The following is a 3,133-nucleotide window of genomic DNA, read 5'->3' on the forward strand; positions in this document are numbered from 1 at the left end:
CAATAAAGCTACGATATTTTGTGCAGATTCTTCTTATCCTATTTTAGCTAAACATAATATTAAACCTGATTATGTTTGTATGCTAGAAAGAACAGCATTAACCTCTGAATTTTTTAACAATAATTTTGGAGAATTTGATAAAGATATATTATTTATCTGCACTTCCCTTGTTCATCCAAATACTATTGAATATTTAGAAAAAAATAATAGGAATTATATATTAGTTTCAAAAAATTCATCTTTTTTATATTATTCAATGCTTAGTCAATTTAGCTACCTTGGAGGTGGTCCAACTGTGGCTTATATGAACTATGAAATTGCAATGAATTTAAAACATAAAAATATTATCTTAATAGGGCAAGATTTAGCCTACGCTGATAATGGGGATTCGCATCCTAAAGATTATCAAAATTCCGCCACATTTGAATCTGAAATGTATAAAGATAAATTCAATATTTTAGCATATGGGGGCAAGGGTTTTGTAACAACACATACCGTATGGTTATACTTCAAACAATATATCGAAACACTAATAGCAAAAAATGTATTTTCTACAAGCTACAATTGTACTGAAGGTGGAGCTAGAATAGAAGGAGCTATAGAAAAACCTTTTAAAGAAGTATGTGAAATACTGCTTGAAAAAAACATTCAAAAGCCTTTCCCTAACATTAAACCTTTAAACCATTGCAAACAAAACGAATTAATGCTTAAAGCTTATTATAGAATTTATAAAAGTATTAAACATTGTCAAGAATTTAAAAAAGAAATTGAAGCTACTTATCTTAACATAGAAAAAGAATATTTATTATTAACTGATTTAAATCTAGAAGAAAGCAAGAAAAAATTTAAACTTATATTCGCATACATTGATCAATTTAAATTAGAAATTGAACATATCAAAACTAATTTAGATTTCTATGAAATTTTAAAAGCACTTTTAATCCAATTTGAGCTAAACCTTGCTAGAATTTATGTTTTAAATCCAAAAACACCAGAAGATAGTTTTAATAAATCTTTACTTTGGATCAAAGAACATATACGATATATACAAATGATTTATGGACATATAGAAGCACAAGAAAAAACATTACTTAAAAATATTCTTCCTTTGGAAAATGAACTTAAAGCAAGAAAACTTCAAAAATGGCAAGAGAAACTGCAAGGTAAATTTAAATGAATAATATTTTTTTAAAAAATACTCAAGCTTTATTTGAGGTAGATCAAATATTAGCCTACAAACTGCGTAGCTTAGAAAAAATTGAGTTTAAAATACTACAAAATGAAAATGGAATTAATTTCATAAAAGATAAGATCATGCTTTATAAAAATCCCAATCAAGAACTTTTAGAAAATTTAACTCTTTTAAAAAATGAATATGATAAATATCCTGTATTATTCTTCTATGGTTTTGGAAATGGTATGCTTTATAAAGCTTTATGTGAAAATAAAAACCATAAACACATCATCATTTTTGAAGATGAACTTGAAATTTTGGCTCTTGCTTTTCATCTTTTTGATTTTACCCAAGAATTAAAAAATGAAAAATTAATACTTTTTCATGCTAAAGGCTTAACAACAGCGCAATTAACCACTCTTTTTAATTATCCATATATACAAAACACAACCAAAATCTACACTTTACATATTCACAGCGATTTTTACACAAGATTACATTATCAAGAAATACATAAACTCAATCAAGAAATGATAGAAATAATTCGTTTCATGGTTTTAAATCGTGGAAACGACCCTAGAGATTCTTTAATAGGCATTAAACAAACTCTAGACAACATACCAAAACTTCTAAACAATAGCGTTTTTCAGCAATTTTTAAAACAACAAAGAATGAAAACTAAAAACGCTATCATAGTTTCCACTGGTCCTTCTCTTATAAAACAACTCCCTATGTTAAAAAAATATCAAAATAATGCTACAATTTACTCTGCTGATAGCGCTTATCCTATATTAGCTAAATATAATATTAAGCCCGATTATGTTTGTATGATGGAAAGAGATGATATAGTTTCTAAATGTTTTGATAATAATTTTGGAGAATTTAATAAAGATATATTATTTATAATTGCCTCAGTTGTCCATCGTGAGGTTATTGAATTCTTAGAACGAGACAATAGAAATTACATGTTGGTTCATCGTCCATTACTTTCTGCAGGATCTTTAAAACTTGATGATTTTGGATATTTAGGATGTGGAGCTAGTGTTTCTAATATGATCTACGAACTTGCAGCTGCCTTAAGACATGAAAATATTATCTTTATTGGGCAAGATTTAGCTTACGCAGAGGATGGAAGTTCTCATCCTAAAGAACACATTTATGGCAATCAAGGAGAAGAAATACGCGGAGAAGCTTATACTATAGCCTATGGTGGTAAAGGAAAAGTTAGAACACAGCTAACTTGGAATTTATTCCGCCAAGCTTTTGAGCGTAATATCTTTTTTGCAAAAGAAAAGCTTGATATCAACACCTACAATTGTACTGAAGGTGGAGCTAGAATAGAAGGAACTATAGAAAAACCTTTTTCTTGGGTATGTGAAAATTTGCTAACACAAAATTTAAACAAACCATTTCCTTTGCCTAAAAAACTAGATAAAAAAAATATAATTGAAAAAATTCAAAAAACAGAAAATCTTTTAAAAAGCTATATATCCAAATCTGATAATTATATTAAAAAATGCAAAAATGAATTAAAAAAACTAGATTTTGAACTTAAAAAATCAGAAAAAAATATTCATACTTTAGAAAAAATCAAGCAAAATCTACTTAAATTATTTAAAGAATTTAAATCATTAAAACTTTATAATGAACTCACTCAAGCCTTGTATTATCATAATGAATGCGATATTTTAAAATATCAAGTTTTAAACGAAAATAAGCAAAAAATTTCTCTTATTGATTTTTTAACTACTCAAAAAAATTGGTTTATACAAGGCCTGGGTTATCTTGAAAAACAAAATGAAATTATAAAAAACTGCATAGAAAATTGGGGAAACAAGGAGATTTTCAATGACTTTTAATCCTACTCAAAAAGAACTCTTTGATAAAAATCTTAATGCTTTAAGCAATTTAATTCTTAAAGAAGAGTTAAAAAAAATTAAAGATACTAAATTTGAACTT

Annotated in this window: 2 protein-coding genes; both read left to right on the forward strand. The window is 26.7% G+C overall.

Annotation, left to right across the window (positions count from 1 at the left end):
• Nucleotides 1–1,177, forward strand: a 1,177-nt coding sequence (locus tag ELQ12_RS09455) for a 6-hydroxymethylpterin diphosphokinase MptE-like protein (RefSeq protein ID WP_134264738.1), incomplete at its 5' end; no start/stop codon positions are given.
• A complete protein-coding gene (locus ELQ12_RS09460; protein WP_134264739.1) occupies nt 1,174–3,033 on the forward strand; it encodes a motility associated factor glycosyltransferase family protein in 1,860 nt (619 codons plus the stop codon). The genes ELQ12_RS09455 and ELQ12_RS09460, both read left to right, overlap by 4 nt.
• Nucleotides 3,034–3,133 lie beyond the last annotated feature (100 nt).

It is taken from the genome of Campylobacter sp. US25a (genome assembly GCF_004379075.1).
Taxonomy (GTDB): domain Bacteria; phylum Campylobacterota; class Campylobacteria; order Campylobacterales; family Campylobacteraceae; genus Campylobacter_D; species Campylobacter_D jejuni.

Bases quoted from the DNA above. Each gene is read 5' to 3' on its own strand.
- ELQ12_RS09460 (WP_134264739.1), top strand. From the start codon at position 1,174: ATGAATAATATTTTTTTAAAAAATACTCAAGCTTTATTTGAGGTAGAT.